Origin of the sequence: Ruegeria sp. HKCCD6119, assembly GCF_013110585.1 — a bacterium.
GTDB lineage: Bacteria > Pseudomonadota > Alphaproteobacteria > Rhodobacterales > Rhodobacteraceae > Ruegeria.
In genome coordinates, this window is sequence record NZ_WVQV01000001.1 from 722,822 (window position 1) to 742,475 (window position 19,654).

Sequence of the window (19,654 nt, forward strand, 5' to 3'; positions counted from 1 at the left end):
CTTTCGGGTCGTTCAGTTTCCTCCAGTGTAGACCCGCGACCAGTCTTTCGCCATATCGACGATGATCCAGCCTTTGTCCGGCCCCTGATCCAGACCGTCAACCAACCGCCCAATCGGACTTTCCCGATCATAGGCCCACTCACGTTCGGCATCCGTATGGTGGATCAGAACACCCAGCCGTGGTCTGCTACCCGAGGTTGTCCAATTCAGCATGGCGAAATCGCCGTCTGAGTTTCCTCCGGCCAGAATGGGGCGTTTGCCGATCGTGCGTTCGATGTTGATGGGTTTGCCTTCCTTGTCGTCGATGAAGGCAATCCCGGGGGCCTTGATGACAGTCGGAACGCCATCGACGTCTTCGAATGTCGAGTTTCCATAGGTGCCCAGAACCTGTTCCGGCGGAATGCCATAGGCCTGTTCCGCGAAGACCCGCATGAAATGAATACCGCCGCCCGAGACGATATAGGTCTTGAACCCTTCGTCCCGAAGATAGCGCAACAGCTCGACCATGGGCTGATAGGTCATCTGGTCATAGGGCAATCCGGTGTCCGGGTGTCGGGCCTTGGCCAGCCATTGCGCAACTTCGGCCTGAAACGCCTCGACGCTGGTTCCGGAATGCGAGGCGTTAACAACTTCGATCAACGCATCGTGGCCGCCTTGAAGAACCGTTGCTAAATCACCTTCGGCAGCGGCTTTCAAAGCGGGTGTGGACAAGATCGAAGGATCTTGTTCAGCCAGTTCAGAAAGTCGATCCATGGCAAAGATAAACTGGAAATAAACCGGCTGTTCGGCCCAGAGTGTGCCGTCATTGTCAAATACCGCGATCCGATCTGAAGGTGTCACATAGTCAGGTCCTTCTGCGTCGGTAACACTGGACACGAATTCAAGGATCGCCTCTTTTGCCGCAGTGGCGTTCCAACTGGGCAGCGGATCAGCGAGCAGGGATATGGGAACACAGGTCAGAAAAGCACCTAAAAGAACGTGTTTCATGAAGCTCTCGATAACTGTTGTGTTGAAAAAAGGCCGCCCTGCGCAGGGCGGCCTACAGCGTGGGGTCGCCGGGCCTAGTTGTTGGTCGGCGTTGTCAGCTTCTCCATGACCTGATCCAGGTTGAAGCTGGCTGCTTTCTGACGTGGCGGGAACTCCTCGAACGTGCTGAGGAAATTGCCAACGTATTGCTGGGCGGGCACAAGGAAATAGGCCCGGTCCAACAGCCAATCGTAATAGGTGTTGGACGTGCGGTACGCGCGTTCATACGGATCGCGGCGCAGGTTGATGATCAGCGGGATGCGCAGTTCGGTCCATGGCTCGATCCAGGCACGCAACGTGGCCCAGGCTTTCTGCTCCAGGAAGATGAGCTTCCAGTCTTCGAAGCGCAGCGCCGTGAGGTCACCATCATCCGAGAAATAGAAGATTTCTTTCCGGGGGCTTGCCGCAGTCTCACCAGTCAGCAGCGGCAGAATGTTGTAACCATCAAGGTGCACCTTGTAGTCGCGACCCATGCCCGATGAGCTGTAGCCGGCCTTCAGCTTTTCCTTGATGTCGGGATCGCCGGCCACGGCGAGGTAAGTGGGCAGCCAGTCCATGTGATGAACGATCTCGTTGGTGACTGATCCGGCCTCGATCTTGCCCGGCCAGCGCACCATCGACGGAACGCGCCAGCCACCCTCCCAGTTGGTATTCTTCTCGCCCCAGAACGGCGTGGCAGCCGCATCCGGCCAGGTGTTCATGTGGGGACCGTTGTCAGTGGAATAGTGGACGATCGTGTTGTCAGCGATGCCAAGCTCGTCCAGCAGATCCAGCAGCTGCCCAACATGCATGTCGTGTTCGATCATACCGGCGGTGTATTCATCAGCGACCCGCCCCGACAACTCATTGGCCTTGGCGCGCATCTCGTCTTTTACGTGGGTGCGGAAGTGCATGCGGGTACCGTTCCACCAGACATAGAAGGGTTGACCTTGCTCATGCGCCCGCTTGATGAAGTCGATGGCCGCGGCCACAGTTTCGTCATCCACGGTTTCCATACGCTTGCGGGTCAACGGTCCGGTGTCTTCGATCGTGCCATCGGATTTGGATTTGATGACGCCGCGCGGGCCATAGGCCTCGCGGAAGGTGCGCCCATCCGCCAGAACGCGATCACCCGGATAGTCTTCGTTTTCCGGTTCTTCCTCGGCATTCAGGTGGTAAAGATTGCCAAAAAACTCATCAAATCCGTGATTTGTCGGAAGATGTTCGTCCTTGTCACCAAGGTGGTTTTTGCCGAATTGACCGGTCACATAGCCGTGGTCTTTGAGAAGTCCCGGGATAGTTGGGTCTTCAACCTGCATTCCAAGATCTGCCCCGGGCAGGCCGACTTTGGACAGACCGGTGCGGAACACGGATTGCCCCATGATGTATGACGAACGGCCGGCGGTACAGGATTGTTCACCGTAGTAATCGGTAAAGATCATGCCTTCTTTGGCAACCCTGTCGATATTGGGTGTCTGATATCCCATCAGACCCATGGTATAGGCCGAGATGTTGGATTGACCGATATCGTCGCCCCATATCACAAGAATATTGGGCTTTTGATCCTGCGCCCAGGCGGGCACGGCAAGGGCGACAGTTACGGTCGCCACTGCGAACCGGCGCAGTGTTCTACGCCAATTATCTGCAATCATTCGTGGAGAAGACATGAAGTGCTCCTGATCAGTCGAGCCTTAATGACTCGGAAAATTGAAATTTAGTTGAAGCCGCTAGCTTATAACTTGAAGCTGCAAGCAAGTTTTTGATTGCCCGAATAAAAACAATTTCTTGTTCGGGCAGTGAACACAGCTATTTTACGCGATGAAACGCATCGAAAACTTATCATATGATCACTTTGAAAGATACAAATGTTTGATTCTGATGACGATATGCGGATTCTGGCCAAGACCGACTGGTTTGGCACGCGCGATTCAAAGTTTCAGAGCGATCTTATGACATGCGCAATTCAAAGAACCTTCGATTCCGGAGAAACCCTGTACCACCACGGCGACCGCGCCAACGGTATTCATGCGGTGCTCGCAGGCGCGCTTCAGATCACGGCACCTGCCGATGATGGACAGGAATTCGTATTGCATCAGGATGGATCAGGATTCTGGATCGGGGATCTTGCGCTGTTTGCCGAAGCCAAACGACTGGTCAGCGTCGTGGCAACGCAAAAGACCCGCACCTTGTTTTTTCCCGGCTCGCGGGTAGAACGCATGATTCAGACAAACCCGGAATACATCCGTGATTTCTATGCATTGACGCATGAAAACATGAAGACTGCACTGCGCATCATGGCCAATCTTGCGGTTACGGGATCTGAAAAGCGCCTTGTGCTGCGTCTGTTGCACCTTGACGAAGGCGCTTTGAGTTCGGACGGATGGATTATTGTGTCTCAGGAAGAACTTGCTGAAATGGTTGCGGTATCTCAGCCGACGTTGCACCGACATCTGCATCATCTGGCAGATCTGGGCCTTGTGGAATTGGGGTATGGCCGGCTACGGTTGATCGACCGGCGCAAGCTGATCAGCAACTGTCAAAGTTGAAGTCTAAGGGTTGAGCGGGGGTAAAGACTCGCTCTTTCTTTCTGTTGCGCTTTTCAGTGCGCCCAGGTGTTGCATGGCCGCTTGCCAGTCTTCCGGGCTGTTGCCAGCCGTCGCTGAATACCGCGCCGCACCGATATTCATTAGACTGCTTTCAAGATCCAAAGAACGCTCGGGGTACGCGCTGCGTGATTTCCAAAGATCCAATGCCTGATAAACCGCGGGCAAATCCCGTGATTTTAAAGCGGATCGCAAGGCATCGACGGCATATTTCTCCGATGCCAGATACCTGCGGCGCCGTTCCGTTTTCCAGGTTGCATAGCGCGGGCGCAGAAACCTTCCCAAAGTCCACAATGCGAATACAACAATGACAAGGTAAAGAACTGATTTGATGATGGTTTGCGCGTCAGGCGGCTGCCGCCTTGGGGGGGCCAGTGTAAGCTTGGTCGAGGGAAGTGATGCCGTTTCGATCTGACCGGTGTCCAGATTGAACCAGTCGATGGAAACGGCCGTCAATTGTGTTTCGCCCCCGTCTTGGGCGATGTACACGGTTTCTTCGACCCGTTGCCCGGACAGGATGCCCCGGTCTTCTGTTTCCGAAAAGCGGGGTTCCTTGGGATAGGCGCGCAGCTGTTGGCTTTGATCCTGCGGCGTCAGCGCCGGGATCGTCAGGGCCGTGGTGCCAGAGATCTGCGCGCTTATCTCGCGCGTGATGGAATCACCGGCCTGCATATCGGTCGGACCGTCCAGCTTCTGATCAAGAGAGAAACCACTTGCGATGATCAGCGGGTCAAGACCTTGAGCGCCCTCTGGGATCTCTGCGTTCAGCTGTATGGAAGGAAGCGCCACCGAAACCTGAACCGGGTCATTGGACTGCGGATCGGCAAATGTCACGACAACCTCTTGCGCATCATACGCGACCGGCCCTGATGTCAGCGGATACAGTCGATAACTGCGCTGTACACCGGACCACGTTTCTCCGTGTACCGTTTCGCTTACCGGACCAGAAGCTCGCTCTGGCAGGCGAACCAGGATATTTTGTTGCTCCAATGATGGAAATACAGGCGGCTGCGGCATGAAGGTCGGAACCAGAACCTTGATGCGGACGATGGCGGGCTGGCCGACGATGACGGCCTCGTTCGGGACGTCCACTGATACCTGAGGTTGATAGGCTGAGTTTTCCTGTGCGGACAAGGATAACGGCATCAACAGGATGAAGACAGCTAGGTATCTCATTCAGTTTGCTCCTGTATTTCCAAAAGGAAACGGTTTCTCAGAAAATCCTGCATGTCGGTGTCGATCATACTGATCCACTGGTCGGCGGACAGTGACTGTGGCCCGTCATTGGGGGCTTGAACCGTAGTGTCACTGCCACGTGCTGCATCGTTGTCAAACACGGTATCATCGGCACCGATGCCAGCCTCTTCCCCCGTGTCAGACTGTTCACGCGTCGTTTCGACATAATCCAGGATGGCCTTGGACAGGTCGAGATTATGCTGGGCTTCGGGCCAGTCGGGGCGACGTTCCAAGGCGGTCTCGAACGCTGATATGGCTGGGCGATACTCGCGGTTTTTTATGCGGGCCATACCTTCGGCGAACGCAGCTTCCGGCGTGTCCAGCGTGGAAAACACGGACGACGCCTTTTCGTATTGACCATCCCTGAGATAGGCATATCCCTTGTGATATGGGTCTTCGAACATCTCGGCCGCGTCGCCAAATCGTTTTTGGGTCATCGCGATCTGGCCTTGTTGGTCGGGGGTGAAAAACCAGTCTCGCCATCCTTCTGCCCGCGCGCCGGATGAAGGCAACGCAATCAAAACCAGAACCGCCCAACGAATTACCCAGCCCTTGCGGAACCACAGCAGAGACAACACCGCAGCAGGCCAGGCCAAGATCCAGCCCTTGTCCTGCCAGTCTAGGCGATCATCCTCATCCAGCGCTGCAGTATAGGCCGATTGAATGCGGCGCATCAGTTGATTGATGTCCCGATCGTCGTCCGAAAACGCGACCGCTGAGGCGTTGGGGATGTTGTCCAGCTGCGCGATACGACCACCATCCGGCAGCATGGTGAGAACGAAAATATCAGAAGAAGAGGAGCTTAGCCCCGTTACCTGAGATGGATCAAGATCGTCCAATACAAACAGCACCGCCCCAGGGCTGTCGCTGTCTTCCAGAATGGACTGAGCCAACGCAAGCGCATCGGCTGCCGCATCGCCATCCTTCGGCATCACCGCGGGGGTCAACCCCTCAAGCAACGGACGAAGTATGTTCGCATCTTCGGTCAACGGCGCAACTCGGTGCGGCGTTCCTGCATAGGCGATCAAAGCGGTACGTGCGCCGGCACGTTCGGTGATCAGGTCGGAAATCTTGAACCGTGCCCGATCCAGCCGCGATGGCGCAAGATCCGAGCTTTCCATGCTGTTGGTGACTTTGAGAGCGATCACCAACGGGGCCGTGTCTGCGATCAACGGGTTGGGCGCGCGCGACCATGTCGGGCCCGAGGCCGCCAAAGTGACAAGCGCCGCAATGATCAGCGCAACGTCAATGGGCTGGATGCGCCTGTTTTCTTCCTTGCCCAGCAGCAAGGCCTCTGCAAGGTGCGGGGCGATCCCTGATGGCAGTTTGGTGTCTGCCATCGGTCTGGGCCTGATCCGCCACCACAACACAAGGATGGGGATGAGAAGCAGCAGGTAATAGCCTCGGATAAAATGAAAATCAGCCAGATCCATCGTCAGACGGCCCCCTGGTGTCGCTGTGAGAAATGGAACCAAGTCATGCTGACCATGATGACGATCAGCGCGATGAGTAACGGAATATGGGCAAGGCTTTGCTTGGGGCGATAGCTTTGCGTTTCCACCATTCTGGGGTTCTGAGAGTCAATGCGTGCGTAAGTTTGTTCAAGGGCCGTTGCATCGTCGGCAAAGAAATATTCTCCGCCCGTGCGATCGGCTATGTCCTTCAGTGCCTGAAGGTCGACACGGTCTTCGCCCGTGGCATTCGGGTCTCCGACACCAATCGTATAGACAACCACGTTCTTTTCCGCAGCAATGGCCGAGGCATTGACGGGTGTCATGCGACTGGACGTATCGGCACCATCGCTGAGGACAATCATCAGGCGCTGGTCAACCTCGCTGGATTCAAAGGTTCGAATGCCAAGCCCGATCGCATCGCCCAAAGCCGTGTTCGGACCCGCCATGCCAACTTGAGTTTGATCCAGGAACCCATTCAAACTGTTCAGATCTTCCGTGAAGGGCGCTTGAATGAACGCGCGTGTTCCAAAGATGATCAGCGCTATCCTGTCACCATCTCTTTCAGAGATGAACTGCCTGAGAACCTCTTTGACCGCCTCCAACCGTTGTATCGGGGCACCTGATCCGGTCCGGAAGTCGCGCTGATCCATCGAGCCAGAGATATCCAGCGCCAAAACCACATCGCGTGCAGATTTTTCCATCACGACGGGATCGCCCAGACGTTCCGGACGCGCCAGCGCCAGAACCAGAAGTATCCAGATCAAGGCGGCGCTGGCCGTTTGCAGCCGGGCCCGGGTTCGGATCATTGACCCGGATTGCGGCTCGACGCCAGCCGCCTGGGCCACGCGGCGAAAAAACGGAATGCGAATGGACACGGCTGTTTCCCGCCGGGGCGGAGCAATGGCGTACACCAGCAGCGGCAGCGGCAAGAGCAGAAACACCCAGGGCGCAGAGAAGGAAAACATCAGGTTCCCCGATACCGTTTATGGGACTTGACCCAATGCCTAGCAAGCTGGGTCAAGGCGCGGTTTGGCGGCAGGTCCTTGTACGGCGCGTCGATCAGCGTTTGCCCAATGTCTGATAAAAAGGACTTGTCATCAGAGGTTTGCGAAAGGAAATTTAACCAGTCATCCCCGTGAATCCCTGCAACCTGCCTGCGCGGATATGCGACCAAAGCGGTGCGGCGAAGGATTTCGGCAACTTTTGCCGACGTGATATCCGGGTCTGCCAGCTCGGCCAGCGCATGGCGGCGATACGCGTTCGCCAGCCTTCGCCGGATGAAAAAAACACTGGCCAGTACGGCAAGGCCAAGCAGTATGACGGCCAGCGCCAACCACCCCCATGTCTGCGGAAACATCGAAACAAGCGTGGGTTCCGGTGCCGGCTCAAGCATATTCAGCAGATCAACCAGAGATTTCCCTGTCGTGTCGATGCTCATTTCTGCCCCCTGCGATGTCCGAACAGATACAGCAACTGATCCAGGGCAGGTTCCGCGGTCGTCAATGGAACAACCGGAAAGCCGTATCGACGGGACCATGTGTGCAGGTGGTCCAACCTGTCTTCCATGGATTTGCGAATTTTGCCGGACAATTCGGGGTCGGCGCTGTCGATTTCGATCTGGTCGCGCCCGTCCGAGACCGTGAGTTTCAGATCGGGCGCCAGCTCCTTGGCTGTCTTGTCAGCGATATTGAACACGATCAGATCGTTTGAGACCGCAACGCGGCGCAGCAGGGATTCCGATTTTTCGTCAAGCCCGTCGCAGTCGGAAAACAGGCAAACCAGCCCGTTGGTTTGGGTCATACGCGCGGCTTCCGACAACATGTCATTCAAAGTTACGATGGGTTGCGGGTTCAAGGCAGCATGCAAGGCCGAATTGGCAGCCCCGATGGAAGACAGAAACCGCATGAGCGCCGCCGCGCGGCGCTGCGGCCTGTGTTCAGCAACGCTTGTGTCGTTGAATACCAGACCACCGACACGATCGCCCTGACCAAGAACGCGATGCGCGGTGATTGCGGCAGCTTCGGCGGCGATGACCGATTTCATGAAGACTTCGGTTCCGAAAAACATCGAAACGCGCTGATCGACCAGCAACAGGGCAGGGCGGTCTCGTTCCTCGGTATAGACCCTAACATGGGGCTCACCGGTTCGCGCCGTGACTTTCCAGTCAATTGTGCGGATATCGTCACCCGGTTGGTAGTTGCGCAATTCCTCGAAATTCAGGCCGCGTCCGCGCAGGCGCGATGCGTGTCTGCCATTCAGGATCGACCCGGCAGGCTGACGTGGCAAAAAGCTCAGGGCACGGGAATGCAGTTCCAGACGCAACAGGTGATCCGCACTGACGTGAATGCGGGGATCATCGGGATATGCTGTGGATCGCTGCACCCGGCCAACCCTAAAAGTCAGGGCAGCGCGACGAGACGCAGGATGTCCGCGATCACGTCATCTGCCGTTTTGGCGTTTCCCTGCGCCTCGAAGCTCAGCGTGATGCGGTGACGGAAAACGTCATGTGCAATGGCTCGAATATCCGCAGGGTCCACATAGTCACGCTGGTTCATCCACGCATGCGCCCGACCGCATTTGTCCAGTGCCAATGAGGCACGCGGGCTGGCACCGATTTCGATCCAGCTGGCCAGTTCTGCGCTGAGCGCCGCAGGCGTCCGGGTCGCCTGAACCAGATCGGCGATATAGCGATCCATTGCATCCGAAACATGGATCTGCCCGATTTCCGAACGCGCTGCAAAAACGGCATCTTGCGGGATTGTCGGTGGTGGCTCGCTTGACGCGCCTTTCCCGGCGGCGATCTCTTCGCCCCGCACCAGCCGGATCACTTCAACCTCGTCCTCGACCGGTGGATAGGTGATCTGAACATGCATCAGGAACCGGTCCATCTGCGCTTCGGGCAGGGGATAGGTGCCTTCTTGTTCAATAGGGTTCTGGGTTGCCATCACGATGAACAGCGGTTCCATTTTGTGGGTGGTCCCGGAAACCGTGACCTGCCGTTCTTCCATCGCCTCCAGCAATGCGGCCTGAACCTTGGCCGGTGCCCTGTTGATTTCGTCAGCGAGGACGATATTGGCAAAGATCGGCCCGGGTTCGAACCGAAAGGTGCCGCCTTCGTCAGTTTGTTGAAACACTTCGGTTCCCGTCACGTCTGAAGGCAGCAGATCGGGCGTGAACTGGATCCTGCTGAAGTCTGCATCCAGATTGCGCGCCATCGCCTTGACTGCACGTGTTTTGGCCAATCCGGGCAGACCTTCGATCAGAAGGTTTCCGTTGGCCAGCATGCCGATCAGCAGTCGGTCGATGACCTCGGTTTGCCCGATGATGGACTGGCCCATGCGGGCCTTGAGATCAAGTATCTGATTAAGTGCATTCATGGGTAGTGGTCCAATCGGTGCCAAGCTGGAAGAAACGAATTGATAGCGGAACAGGGGGTAAGCCGGTCAGGAATATCCCGAAATATCGGAATGCTAACAGGCTTTTGCGGACCGATCTACCGTGAATGCCTGGCGGTGAGGTGGCGCAAATCGTTCCTCAGTTCCTGTCGTATGGGCCCGGTGTTGGGCGCGTCGCGCAAACTGTCCAGCCAGTGGGGGTGAGGCGCCTGTCCTGCGGCCCTGCTCCAGGTCAGATCCCGCAGGATTTTCTGGGCACCGACGTCAAGTGTGTCAGGAATTTCGAAATCATTCAGGGTGGCCCAAACGCCGCTCCACAAGCGCCCTACGGACCAGGGATTGTATCCGCCGCCACCCAGAACCAGAAAACGAGGCGAAAGAGGCTTCAGCGCCGCCACCGTTCGCCAATGCGCGTTGTTGGACAGGGTCAAACGCGAAAGCGGGTCCTCGGCCACGGCGTCGGCCCCGCATTGCAGGACAATCGCCTGCGGTTTGAACGCTTCGGTCGCAGGTAGGATCAAGTGATCCAGAATGGCGGCGAATTCGTCGTCGTTCAGATGTCGTGGAACCGGCAGGTTGAAGGCCGCGCCACCGGCGTCTTCCTCAAGTTGACCCGTGAACGGCCATCGACGCGTTTCATGGACCGAGATCATACGCACTCTGTCCGACCCGTGAAACGCAAGTTCAACCCCGTCGCAATGATGGGCGTCGATGTCGACATAGACCACGCGATCCAGGCCAGCGCTCAAAAGGGTCTGTATCGCCAGAACCGGGTCGTTCAGATAACAAAACCCGTTCGCCCGGTCCGCAAGGCCATGGTGGGTGCCGCCCGCAGGGTTGAAAACGATCCCTCCATCCCGGATCAGTTCGGCGGCCAGCATGGACCCACCGGCGGCGGTTGCCGGCCGCCGGTACATCTCGGCGAAGACCGGGTTCGACAGAGTCCCCAAACCGTATTTATCCCGTATTTCGTCCGTGACGTGCTGGTCCGCTTCGGCCTTTTGCAGGGCGGCGATATAGTCCGGCGTATGAAACCTTTCCAATACACTTGGCTTTGCGCAGGGGCTGACGCGGTAGTTCTCGGGGGTCAACCATCCCAGTTCGCGACACAGATCGATGACGGTTGACACCCGCGGGATGGCCAGCGGATGTTTTGAACCGTAGGTCGAGTTGCGGTAGATATCCGATCCGATGAACAGGGGGCGTTTCATGACCTAGCTTGCTGCGGCCTGACTGTTGTCCTCGCCCAACCTGCCATCCAGTGACATCAGTATGGCGACGGGCCGAAGGGCCGGGATGTGGCTGAACACGATCAGGATGCATACGGTCAGAGGTACGCTCAGAAACGCACCGATCAGTCCCCAGACCGTTGTCCAGAAGGTCAGGGCCAGAATGACAAGAAAGGTCGACATGTTCAGGGATCGGCCAAGCATGGCCGGATCAAGGAAATTGCCGATCAGGAATTGGATCGTACCACATCCCAGCACGATCACCAGGAAGGGGATGATCGTTTCGAATTGAACAAGCGCGATCATGGCCGGAAAAAGCACCGCTATGATCGAACCGATCGAGGGGATGAAGTTCAGGGCAAAGGTCAATACGGCCCAGGTTTCCGCGTATTCCAGACCAAGCAAGCGGAAAACCGTATAGCTGATCGTTGCCGTTATCAGGCTGATCAGGGTTTTGACGCCGACATAGCGCTGCAAGCTGACCGAAATCGCATCGAGCATGGCGGAAAATTCTGCTGCGGCGACGGGGTTTCCGGCGGCCAGTTGGATCTTTTTCCGAAAGGCCAGTCGTTCGGCCATCAGAAAGGCGACATAAAGGCTGATCAGGAAGAACTGGTTCAACAATGAGGTGGCACTGCCCAGCAACACGCGTGCGACATAGGACATGTCGATACTGACCAGATTGTCACGAATGAAGGTGGTCACGTCGTTGCCGACCAGCCCCGTTACACGCTCGACCGCACCGTCAAACTGGTTTTCATAGGTGCTGATGGATCGTGCAAACTGTGTCGCCTGACTGCCCAGCACGTACATGATCATGAACAAACCGGCCAGAACGACAGTCACACCGGCAATATTGGCCAGCCAGACCGGAGCGCGGGTCAGGGCGACGACGCGATCGCTAAGCGCGATGATCAATACATTGACCAACAGCGCCATGGCCAGCGGGATCAGGAAGTTCGCACCGGCATAGAGACCCAGCACGATCAGGGTCGCGATGATGCATGTATCCCGGACAACGGACAATCGAAGCTTGGGTCTAACCGTGATGTCTTTTTGATCCGGGGTCATTCGGTATCCTGTATCTGGCCCATTTCCCGTCCTGCGCCGCCCAATCCTGCACGCGAGGTCTTGTTTATGCAATGCGTTCAGGCGTTTGTTGGCCCTCATTAGCCAAATAGATTATCACGACGGGTTCTGTGTTCTATTTCGGCAGGTTAGGGTTGCAGCATGACAACTGCCGCGAATCCCTTGTTTGGCCGACCTGTTCAGGCGCTTTGGCTGTCGATCCGCCGGTTCAGCAGAAAGAACGGTTTTGTCATGAGCAGCCATGTGGCCATGTCGCTGATGATGGCGCTGTTTCCCTTTGTGCTGTTCACCGTGGCGCTGGCAGGGGCGTTGTCTCAAGGCTATGTCACAGATGAGTTGATCGACCTGATTTTCGGAGCGTGGCCCAAGGACGTCGCAGATCCGATCGTGGCCGAACTGCGGGCCGTTCTGGCCGGATCCGGCTCGGGTGTCATCACCTTGGGGGGGCTGCTGGCGATTTACTTTGCCTCCAACGGCGTGGCTGCCGTACGTGCAGCCATGAATCAGGCCTACCACGACGAAGACAGTTGGCCGTTCTGGAAAACCCGGCTGCTCTGTCTGGTGCTAGTCATTCTGGGCGGGTCGGCCATTCTGATCATTGCCGCGGTCGAGGTGGTTTTGCCGGTCTATACGAAACTGGTGGCTGAACACACGGAGGTTGCCGTGGCCAACTGGTTTTCCGTGGATCGCCTGCGCTGGACGTTCACCGTGGCGGTTCCTGCGGGTACCGTTCTTCTGGCGCATCTCGTGCTGCCGACCCGCAGGCACAGCTTGACGCAAATCCTGCCCGGCGTCTTGTTGACTTTGGTCTTGTGGGCTGCCGGTGGGTGGGCGTTTTCAATTTATATCAGCCAGTTCGCCACCTACAGCGCCACCTATGCTGGATTGGCGGGGGCCATGGCGGCATTGATTTTCCTGTATCTCTTTTCGGCGATCCTGATCTTGGGGGCCGAATACAACGGTGCATTGATTGACCTGCAAAAAGCCGCCGAAGGAGATACGGCATGAGATTTGCCCTGATACTGGCCTGCCTTGCAATTGCTGGTGAAGTTCAGGCGCAGACGCCAGAGTATGTGGGCTCAGACCAGTGTACCGATTGTCATCAACAAGAAGCCGAAGCCTGGGCCGCGTCACACCATGCGCTGGCCTGGACAGACCCTACTGGCGGCGCTGTTGTGGCGGATTTCGACGGTACCCGGTTCGATCATGACGGGATGTCCGTCCAGTTCAAAAATGAGGCTGGCAGCTTCACCGCTAGTGTAACGGAGAAAGACGGTGCAACGACGGAATATGACGTGCATTCCGTCGTTGGAATCGAACCCTTGCAGCAATACCTTTTCGAAACCGAACCGGGCCGGTTGCAAAGTTTCGACGTGGTTTGGGACATAGAGCAAAAGCGCTGGTATCACCTGTACCCTGATCAGGACCTGCCGCCTGATGACGGATTGCATTGGACCGGCCCTTACAAAAACTGGAACGCGCGCTGCGCCGAATGTCATGCCACGGGTTTTGAGAAGAACTACGACCCTCAAACCAGAAGCTACACGTCACAACAGGTCGAAATCGGGGTCGGGTGCGAGGCCTGCCATGGGCCGGGGTCCGCACATCTCGATTGGGTCCGGGAACGGGGTTCTTCAGATGGCCTGGCCAATGCCGGCTTTTTGTTGAGTTGGGGCAAGGGGCGGACCGAAGAAGAAATACAGCAATGCGCCGGATGTCATTCCCGGCGCGAGGCGCATGGCAACGGAAACCCGGTTCCGGGAACCCCGTATCATGATGCCTATAATCTGGCCGTGCTGCGCCCCGGTTCCTATCATCCCGACGGACAAATTCTGGATGAGGTTTACGTCTACGGCTCGTTCCTGCAATCCCGGATGTATGCACAGGGCGTCGGATGCATGAACTGCCACGAACCGCACAGCGCAGAATTGAAAGCCGAAGGAAACGGGGTTTGCACACAGTGCCATTCGCCTGCCGGAAATCCGGAATTCGCAACCCTTTCCGCAAAGGACTATGACACGTCTGCGCATCACAATCACCCGGAAGACAGCGAAGGCGCCCAGTGCAAAAGCTGCCACATGATCGAGCGAATCTACATGGGTGTCGACGGTCGACGCGATCACAGTTTTCGCATACCGCGACCGGATCTTGGGCTGGGCGTTGATGCCTGCACGGACTGCCATCAAGACCAGGATCAGGCCTGGGCCGCAAGCCAGATAGAGGGCTGGTTTCCGGGATCGCCAAATCGACGCCCGCATTATGGGACAGTTTTCAAAGCCGCGGCCGAAGGGCAGCTCGACACGCCCGAAGGTTTGCTTGCCGTCGCAATGGATGCGTCGCAGCCCGGGATCGTCAGAGCGACCGCCGCGTATCTGTTGCAACCGTTTGGGTCGCCACAGATCGCCGCTGACACAGCGCCGCTTTTGCAGGACGTTGACCCGCTGATACGAGCAAATGCAGCGGCGCTGCAACGTCAGGCCAGCCCGGCAGATCAGGTGCGCAGGCTCGAGCCGTTGCTGTCTGATCCTCTGCGAAACGTGCGCATCGCTGCCGCCAAAGAGTTCCTGAGCATACCGCAGCAGGGCTTGACGGCCGAGCAGCGGACCAGGCTTGGGCAGGGCATGTCGGAATGGCAGCAGGTCATTTCGAACAGGCTGGACGCCCCGGAAACCCATCTCGTTCTGGGGGGCATGGCATTGACGCTTCGCAACGCGCAAGCGGCGGAACAGGCGTTTAGAGAGGTCGTGACGCTGGACCCGCAGAGGGCAGAGGCGTGGCCAATGTTAGTGCAACTGGCGCAGATCAATCGTGGCCCGGAAGCTGCGCGCACAGTGCTGCAAGAGGCGCTGGACAGGTTGCCGGATGATCCGAACCTGCTGCAATTGTCGCAACAGTTTGGGCGCTGACCCGGCACATCCGTGCCCGAATTCTTTCATTTTGACGGCAGAATTCCTTGTTACAGCCAAGAACAAAGTGCTGATCCGAGGTGAGCCATGTCCAACGATGCAACAATGCGGAAGATGCCGGGTTCAAGTTCGGTGTCACTAGCCCAGCGCATCGAAGACCTGCGCAACCGTGAACCATCATACGTTACGCACGGAGATACGCTGATGTTGCAGGGAATGGCTGTCACGTCCTTGCGTGAACAGCGTCTGAGCGGAAATCTTATCCGGCTAGATGATTAAGAGCCGCCTCGAAACCCGGTTGCCACAACGAATTTTTCCGAACTGTCCGAGCGAGACGCCGGCGGTTTGACATGGGCGACTTTCTGGAATTTCTGCTTGAGCAACTTTTGCAGATCGCCCTCAGCCCCCCCAGCCAGAACCTTGGCAACAAAAGTGCCGCCTTCTTCCAGAACGTCAAAGGCGAAATAGGCGGCAGTTTCGCACAGCGCCATGATGCGCAGGTGATCGGTCTGCTTGTGCCCCGAAGATGCCGCCGCCATATCCGACATCACGACGTCTGCCTTGCCGCCCAGCCAGTCTTTGACCTTCTGGTCAGCGTCATCCTCCATGAAATCCAGAACGTGGATTTCGGCCCCGGCGATTGGTTCGACTTCTTGCAGGTCGATGCCCAGCACGGTTCCGATCCGTTTGCCTGACTTTTCGCCCAGCGCGTTCACGCGTTTGACCGCCACCTGACACCAGCCGCCGGGCGCACAGCCCAGATCCACAACCCGCGCCCCGGGCACGAGAAAGCGGAATTTGTCGTCCAGTTCCAAAATCTTGTAAGCTGCGCGTCCCCGATAGCCTTCGGATTGCGCGCGTTTGACATACGGATCGTTCAATTGTCGTTCCAGCCAGCGGGTCGAGCTGAGCTTGCGCCCGCGCGCCGTCTTGACCTTGACCTTCAGGTCGCGTTGCCCGCGGCCCGAGTTGTTTTTTCCACTTGGTGTCTTCGCCATTAGAACGGTCCGTCTTCCAATACACCGTCCGCGCTCATCTGTGCGTAAAGCAGACCTTCGCGCAGCCCCCGGTCCGCCACCGAAAGGCGGTCAGTGGGCCAGCAACGGAGCAACGCCTGCAATATGGCCGAGCCGGACATGATCAGGGCTTGCCGGTCTTCACCAATGCGAGGGTCTCGGCGCCGCCCATGAGGGCCGAGTTCTAAATACCCGCGTATGACTTTGTCAATCTGATCGCTGGTCATGCGCAGCCCGTCCACTTTGGTCCGGTCATAGCGCTTGAGGCCCAGATGCGATGCCGCGACAGTAGTGACCGTGCCACTGGTGCCGACGATCTGAAACCCTTCGCGCGCCTGTTCGTCCTTGTAGGGGGCAAAGTCGGCAAGGTTTTCCTCGAAAAACCAACTCATCAACGCAAATCGGGCCGCGTCATCCTCAACATCATTGAACTGGTCCCGCAGCGTAGCTACGCCCAGCGGTACGCTGATCCAGTCAACGACCTTGGCGGCTGGAAAAGGGCTGTCGACAGTGTGAAACCCGTGATGCAGCCGCATGATGGCCGCGGGTCGGTCGCGGCGTGGAACGGACGAGATGTCGATCCAGACCAATTCGGTCGAGCCGCCTCCGATATCGACGACCAGCAACTGCTCGGTCTTGGTCGAAACCAGTGGGGCACAGGAAATCACCGCCAGACGGGCTTCTTCCTCGGGCTGTATGATCTCGAGCGTCAGGCCGGTTTCGCGCTTCACCTGTCGGATGAATTCGCGCGAGTTCTTGGCGCGGCGGCACGCCTCGGTCGCGATCAGACGCATCCGTTTGACCTTGTTGCGTTTCAGCTTTTGCTGACAGATTCGCAATGCCTGAACGGTACGCGACATCGACGCCCGCGACAGTCGTCCGGTGCGTTCCAGACCCGCGCCCAACTGCACGGATTTGGAGAAACTGTCGACCACATGGAACCCACTTCCCTTGGGCTGGGCTATCAACATGCGGCAACTATTTGTCCCCAGATCCAGTGCCGCATAAAGAGCATCCGGATCGGGTCTTGCCGGCGCGGGGCTTTCGACCGCTTTCGGGAACGCGCCCGCACCTTTGGGACGCTTGGGCGCCATCTTTACGCCCTCCGATTTTCGAGTTACCCCGACCCTAGGCGGGGGATTGCTGACGTGCAAGTGATTTCAATTTTGAAATTAACGCGCGTGTCACATGCCGTTCACAAAATGATGCGATCTCCATGGGCGAACCCACGTTCGGGTTTATCTATTAGCTCTCAGCCAGATACGGAGACCGCAATGAAAGATGAGCGCATCCTTTCCTTCGACGAATTCGATGAAGTTGTAAATCCGCGCCCAGAAGAATGTGAATTTGATCGCGTTGTCGAACGCGCATTGTCCCGTCGCGGTTTTCTGGGCGGCGTTTTGGCGATGGGTAGTTTCACAGCTGTTGGTGGTTCGCTGATTCCTTCAGGGGCTCACGCGGTTTCGAACCGTTTCGCGTTTGAGGCGATTCCAGTGTCGACCGCGGACGAGGTCATTGTTCCCGCTGGTTACAAGGCCGAGGTCATGGTGCGCTGGGGCGATCCGCTTTGGTCGGACGCGCCTGAGTTTGATCACGCGACCCGGGGCACAGCTGCCAGCCAGGAACGCGCCTTTGGTGACAATACCGATGGTCAGGACATTTTCTTGCATGACGGTCACGTTCTGCTGGTTGTAAACAACGAATATACCAATCGTGACATCCTGTGGGGCAACAATCCGGACGCCAAGCCAGCATCCGATGACGACATCGCAAAGGGCATGATGGCGCATGGTGTCACGATCGTGGAAATCGCGAACACCGATGGCAAGTGGGGCATCGTTAAGGACAGCCCCTATAACCGCCGCGTTACACCGCAGACCGAAATGTCCATTACGGGTCCGGCCGCCGGTCATGACTTGATGAAAACGGCCGCCGATCCGTCCGGCACGACGTGCAAGGGAACATGGAACAATTGCGGAAATGGCGTGACACCGTGGGGCACGTATCTGGCTTGTGAAGAAAACTTCAACGGCTACTTCTCGGCCGAAGACGAAAATCACGAGGTCAATGCTGATCTGAAACGTTATGGCGTATCGTCAAAAGACTGGGGTTACGGTTGGGCCAAGATTGATGACCGGTTCGACGTCTCGAAAAACCCAAACGAACCGAACCGTGCTGGTTTTGTGGTTGAGATCGATCCGACTGATCCAACCTCGACTCCGCGAAAACTGACCGCTCTGGGACGCTTCAAGCACGAAAACGCCGAAGTCATAGTGAACAATGACGGTCGCGTGGTCGTTTACATGGGCGATGATGAACGCGGCGAGTTTCTTTACCGCTTTGTCTCGGAAGGTGTTTATGCCGCTGGTGTGGACACAAACGCGCTGTTGGAACAAGGCACACTTTCGGTTGCCAAGTTCAACGACGATGGAACCGGTGAGTGGCTTGATCTGACGCCGGAAAGCACTGGCATGGCCTCGCAGGCCGAGATCAGCATCCACACCCGTCAGGCTGGTTCGGCGGTTGGAGCAACCACCATGGATCGTCCCGAGTGGGTTGCGGCTAATCCAAACGCGCCCGAGGTTTACTGTTGCTTGACCAACAACAAGAACCGTGGCGTTAAGCCGAATGCAGGGGGAGACGATACCTCGGCCAACGGCCCGAACCCGCGTGACAAGAACAACTACGGTCAGATCGTTCGCTGGCGCCCGGATGGCGGCGATCATGCTGCGGCTGGCTTTGGCTGGGATCTGTACGTGCTTGCAGGCAATCCCACCGTCCACCAAGACGCCTATGCCGGATCCGAGAACGTGAACGCCGACAATATGTTCAACTCACCCGACGGATTGAAGTTCGACAGCAACGGCTTGCTGTGGATTCAGACCGATGGCAATTATGGCAACGAAGGTGACTTCGCCGGGCAGGGCAACAACCAGATGCTGGCAGGCGACCCTGTCACCGGCGAAATCCGTCGTTTTCTGGTTGGCCCCAACGAATGCGAGGTCACCGGTCTCAGCTGGTCACCGGACCGTCGTACGATGTTTGTCGGTATTCAGCACCCGGGCGAAGACGGCAACAGCCACTGGCCTGAAGGCGGGGACTCGGTGCCGCGCTCGGCCATTATCGCCATTACGCGCGAAGATGGCGGTTTGGTCGGCTAAGGCCATTTGCTCCATCAATTCTTGCCTCGGACGGTTTTTACCGTCCGGGGTTTTTCTTTTTCATGCAGCGCTTTCATAGAGACGATGAGAATTTTGATATGCGCGTTTTGCCAGAAACTGGGTAAAAGCCACGTACACCGCAGTGGGCACAAAACGTCGCTTGGAAAGCGTCGTGTGTCGAAAATCGACCGACCCAGGCCTACATTGAAGTTTAGAACCGGCCCATCGGGTTAGGAGGAATCACAGCAATGCCTGACGTCACCATCGTGTATTGGCGCGACATTCCCGCTCAGGTCATCGTCGGCAAAGGCCGTCGGGGCGCAAAGCGGCAGTTGGAAGAACGGTTTGAACAAGCCATCGACCGTGCGGCCATGAAGGTGAACGCCAAGGACAGTGATGCCTATCTGGCCGAATGGCGCAAAGCCGAACCTTTCGCGATTGAAGGCGATCCTGCCGAGATTGCCGAAGCCGAGGCTGTGCGTCTGGAAACGGAATACGATCAGGACCGCGTCAAAGCGCTGATCGCAAATGACGGTTGGGCATGAGCCCCAGACTTTATG

General features: G+C 57.2%; 17 protein-coding genes. 5 read left to right on the top strand and 12 right to left on the bottom strand.

Features of this window, described 5'->3' with window-relative positions; genetic code table 11:
* Positions 1 to 12: 12 nt before the first annotated feature.
* Both GS611_RS03660 and GS611_RS03665 read right to left on the bottom strand, forming a co-directional pair.
* A complete protein-coding gene (locus GS611_RS03660; RefSeq protein ID WP_171632294.1) occupies positions 13 to 987 on the bottom strand; it encodes an HAD family phosphatase in 975 nt (324 codons plus the stop codon).
* Between the two features lie 74 nt (positions 988 to 1,061).
* Complete coding sequence (locus GS611_RS03665) at positions 1,062 to 2,672, bottom strand: arylsulfatase (RefSeq protein ID WP_245217974.1); 1,611 nt, start codon at positions 2,670 to 2,672, stop codon at positions 1,062 to 1,064.
* A gap of 198 nt (positions 2,673 to 2,870) precedes the next feature.
* Between GS611_RS03665 and GS611_RS03670 the strand changes: the two genes are divergently transcribed.
* Entirely contained in the window at positions 2,871 to 3,551 is a 681-nt protein-coding gene (locus GS611_RS03670) for a Crp/Fnr family transcriptional regulator (protein WP_171632296.1), read from the top strand.
* A gap of 3 nt (positions 3,552 to 3,554) precedes the next feature.
* Here the strand turns inward: GS611_RS03670 and GS611_RS03675 are convergent, their stop codons facing one another.
* The 8 genes from GS611_RS03675 to GS611_RS03710 all read right to left on the bottom strand — a co-directional run bounded on the left by GS611_RS03675 (position 3,555) and on the right by GS611_RS03710 (position 11,993).
* Positions 3,555 to 4,784 (bottom strand): BatD family protein, encoded by a 1,230-nt coding sequence (locus GS611_RS03675; RefSeq protein ID WP_171632299.1) that lies wholly within the window; start codon positions 4,782 to 4,784, stop codon positions 3,555 to 3,557.
* A complete protein-coding gene (locus GS611_RS03680) occupies positions 4,781 to 6,184 on the bottom strand; it encodes a VWA domain-containing protein (RefSeq protein ID WP_253284948.1) in 1,404 nt (467 codons plus the stop codon). The genes GS611_RS03675 and GS611_RS03680 overlap by 4 nt, the downstream gene beginning before the upstream one ends.
* A gap of 95 nt (positions 6,185 to 6,279) precedes the next feature.
* The gene (locus GS611_RS03685) at positions 6,280 to 7,263 is read right to left on the bottom strand and encodes a VWA domain-containing protein (protein WP_171632305.1); all 984 of its coding nucleotides are present in this window, start codon (positions 7,261 to 7,263) and stop codon (positions 6,280 to 6,282) included.
* On the bottom strand, positions 7,263 to 7,736 hold the full coding sequence (locus GS611_RS03690; protein ID WP_171632308.1) for a DUF4381 domain-containing protein: 474 nt from the start codon (positions 7,734 to 7,736) through the stop codon (positions 7,263 to 7,265). The genes GS611_RS03685 and GS611_RS03690 overlap by 1 nt, the downstream gene beginning before the upstream one ends.
* On the bottom strand, positions 7,733 to 8,680 hold the full coding sequence (locus tag GS611_RS03695) for a DUF58 domain-containing protein (RefSeq protein ID WP_171632310.1): 948 nt from the start codon (positions 8,678 to 8,680) through the stop codon (positions 7,733 to 7,735). The genes GS611_RS03690 and GS611_RS03695 overlap by 4 nt, the downstream gene beginning before the upstream one ends.
* Positions 8,681 to 8,697: 17 nt before the next feature.
* A complete protein-coding gene (locus GS611_RS03700) occupies positions 8,698 to 9,675 on the bottom strand; it encodes a MoxR family ATPase (RefSeq protein ID WP_171632313.1) in 978 nt (325 codons plus the stop codon).
* Between the two features lie 116 nt (positions 9,676 to 9,791).
* Positions 9,792 to 10,904, bottom strand: coding sequence for an acetoin utilization protein AcuC (locus GS611_RS03705; protein WP_171632315.1), 1,113 nt, complete (start codon positions 10,902 to 10,904; stop codon positions 9,792 to 9,794).
* A gap of 3 nt (positions 10,905 to 10,907) precedes the next feature.
* Positions 10,908 to 11,993: an AI-2E family transporter gene (locus GS611_RS03710; protein ID WP_171632318.1), complete on the bottom strand. Its 1,086-nt coding sequence runs from the start codon at positions 11,991 to 11,993 to the stop codon at positions 10,908 to 10,910.
* A 159-nt stretch (positions 11,994 to 12,152) separates the two neighbouring features.
* On the opposite strand from GS611_RS03710, the gene GS611_RS03715 reads away from it, so the two are divergent.
* Together GS611_RS03715 and GS611_RS03720 are read left to right on the top strand one after the other, a co-directional pair.
* Positions 12,153 to 13,019 carry a YihY/virulence factor BrkB family protein gene (locus GS611_RS03715; RefSeq protein ID WP_171632320.1) on the top strand — a complete coding sequence of 289 codons (867 nt, stop codon included), beginning with the start codon at positions 12,153 to 12,155 and terminating at the stop codon, positions 13,017 to 13,019.
* Positions 13,016 to 14,917, top strand: coding sequence for a cytochrome c3 family protein (locus GS611_RS03720; RefSeq protein WP_171632322.1), 1,902 nt, complete (start codon positions 13,016 to 13,018; stop codon positions 14,915 to 14,917). Before GS611_RS03715 ends, GS611_RS03720 begins: the two co-directional genes overlap by 4 nt.
* Positions 14,918 to 15,192: 275 nt before the next feature.
* Here the strand turns inward: GS611_RS03720 and GS611_RS03725 are convergent, their stop codons facing one another.
* Together GS611_RS03725 and GS611_RS03730 are read right to left on the bottom strand one after the other, a co-directional pair.
* Positions 15,193 to 15,915 carry an RlmE family RNA methyltransferase gene (locus tag GS611_RS03725; protein WP_171632325.1) on the bottom strand — a complete coding sequence of 241 codons (723 nt, stop codon included), beginning with the start codon at positions 15,913 to 15,915 and terminating at the stop codon, positions 15,193 to 15,195.
* The gene (locus GS611_RS03730) at positions 15,915 to 17,027 is read right to left on the bottom strand and encodes a Ppx/GppA phosphatase family protein (protein ID WP_171115826.1); all 1,113 of its coding nucleotides are present in this window, start codon (positions 17,025 to 17,027) and stop codon (positions 15,915 to 15,917) included. Before GS611_RS03730 ends, GS611_RS03725 begins: the two co-directional genes overlap by 1 nt.
* A gap of 180 nt (positions 17,028 to 17,207) precedes the next feature.
* Here GS611_RS03730 and GS611_RS03735 point away from each other — a divergent pair, with 180 nt between their 5' ends.
* Both GS611_RS03735 and GS611_RS03740 read left to right on the top strand, forming a co-directional pair.
* Positions 17,208 to 19,094, top strand: coding sequence for a PhoX family phosphatase (locus GS611_RS03735; protein ID WP_171632328.1), 1,887 nt, complete (start codon positions 17,208 to 17,210; stop codon positions 19,092 to 19,094).
* 248 nt (positions 19,095 to 19,342) lie between these two features.
* Entirely contained in the window at positions 19,343 to 19,639 is a 297-nt protein-coding gene (locus GS611_RS03740; protein ID WP_171632330.1) for a virulence factor, read from the top strand.
* Positions 19,640 to 19,654: the final 15 nt, after the last annotated feature.

Bases quoted from the DNA above. Each gene is read 5' to 3' on its own strand.
- GS611_RS03660 (WP_171632294.1), bottom strand. From the start codon at position 987: ATGAAACACGTTCTTTTAGGTGCTTTTCTGACCTGTGTTCCCATATCC.
- GS611_RS03665 (WP_245217974.1), bottom strand. From the start codon at position 2,672: ATGTCTTCTCCACGAATGATTGCAGATAATTGGCGTAGAACACTGCGC.
- GS611_RS03670 (WP_171632296.1), top strand. From the start codon at position 2,871: ATGTTTGATTCTGATGACGATATGCGGATTCTGGCCAAGACCGACTGG.
- GS611_RS03675 (WP_171632299.1), bottom strand. From the start codon at position 4,784: ATGAGATACCTAGCTGTCTTCATCCTGTTGATGCCGTTATCCTTGTCC.
- GS611_RS03680 (WP_253284948.1), bottom strand. From the start codon at position 6,184: ATGGCAGACACCAAACTGCCATCAGGGATCGCCCCGCACCTTGCAGAG.
- GS611_RS03685 (WP_171632305.1), bottom strand. From the start codon at position 7,263: ATGTTTTCCTTCTCTGCGCCCTGGGTGTTTCTGCTCTTGCCGCTGCCG.
- GS611_RS03690 (WP_171632308.1), bottom strand. From the start codon at position 7,736: ATGAGCATCGACACGACAGGGAAATCTCTGGTTGATCTGCTGAATATG.
- GS611_RS03700 (WP_171632313.1), bottom strand. From the start codon at position 9,675: ATGAATGCACTTAATCAGATACTTGATCTCAAGGCCCGCATGGGCCAG.
- GS611_RS03705 (WP_171632315.1), bottom strand. From the start codon at position 10,904: ATGAAACGCCCCCTGTTCATCGGATCGGATATCTACCGCAACTCGACC.
- GS611_RS03710 (WP_171632318.1), bottom strand. From the start codon at position 11,993: ATGACCCCGGATCAAAAAGACATCACGGTTAGACCCAAGCTTCGATTG.
- GS611_RS03715 (WP_171632320.1), top strand. From the start codon at position 12,153: ATGACAACTGCCGCGAATCCCTTGTTTGGCCGACCTGTTCAGGCGCTT.
- GS611_RS03720 (WP_171632322.1), top strand. From the start codon at position 13,016: ATGAGATTTGCCCTGATACTGGCCTGCCTTGCAATTGCTGGTGAAGTT.
- GS611_RS03725 (WP_171632325.1), bottom strand. From the start codon at position 15,915: ATGGCGAAGACACCAAGTGGAAAAAACAACTCGGGCCGCGGGCAACGC.
- GS611_RS03730 (WP_171115826.1), bottom strand. From the start codon at position 17,027: ATGGCGCCCAAGCGTCCCAAAGGTGCGGGCGCGTTCCCGAAAGCGGTC.
- GS611_RS03735 (WP_171632328.1), top strand. From the start codon at position 17,208: ATGAAAGATGAGCGCATCCTTTCCTTCGACGAATTCGATGAAGTTGTA.
- GS611_RS03740 (WP_171632330.1), top strand. From the start codon at position 19,343: ATGCCTGACGTCACCATCGTGTATTGGCGCGACATTCCCGCTCAGGTC.